Here is a 581-nt window from a genome sequence, read left to right as displayed (position 1 = left end):
GTACAACCTCAACCGGGTCAACGGCCTGCCCCCGACGCCGATCGCCGCACCGGGCGAGCCCTCGATCGACGCGGTGCTCAACCCGGCGGACGGTACGTGGCTGTTCTGGATGACGGTCAACCTCGACACGGGCGAGACGCGGTTCGCGACGACGAACGACGAGCACGAGCAGAACCGCGCGCTCTACCGGCAGTGGCAGGCCGAGAAGGCGGCCCAGGAGGCGCAGGGCGAGCAGGAGCAGGACGGGTGACGACCGCGGTGCACCGGGCCGCCGTGCTCGGGCACCCGGTCGCGCACTCGCTGTCACCCGTGCTGCACGCGGCCGCGTACGCCGCGCTCGGGCTCGACGGCTGGCGGTACGACGCGGTCGACGTCACGGAGGACGCGCTCGTGACGTTCCTGCGCGACCTGGACCCGACGTGGGCCGGGCTGAGCCTGACGATGCCGCTCAAGCAGACGGTGCTGCCGCTGCTCGACCACGTGGAGCCGTTGGCGGAGGTCGTGGGTGCCGTGAACACCGTGCTCGTGCACGGCGCGGGTGCGGGCCGCACGCTCACGGGTGCGAACACCGACGTGCACGG

At 72.5% G+C, this 581-nt stretch carries 2 protein-coding genes; both read left to right on the top strand.

Annotation, left to right across the window (positions count from 1 at the left end):
* A partial coding sequence (locus G3I71_RS52005; RefSeq protein WP_164324880.1) for an endolytic transglycosylase MltG occupies positions 1 to 250 on the top strand: 250 nt, incomplete at its 5' end.
* A partial coding sequence (locus tag G3I71_RS52000; RefSeq protein ID WP_369335583.1) for a shikimate dehydrogenase occupies positions 247 to 581 on the top strand: 335 nt, incomplete at its 3' end. The genes G3I71_RS52005 and G3I71_RS52000, both read left to right, overlap by 4 nt.

The sequence above is a fragment of the Streptomyces sp. SID12501 genome, from assembly GCF_010550245.1.
Lineage (GTDB): Bacteria > Actinomycetota > Actinomycetes > Streptomycetales > Streptomycetaceae > Streptomyces.
Note: the sequence above shows the minus strand (reverse complement) of the source record. Positions and strands in the feature narration are given on the sequence as shown.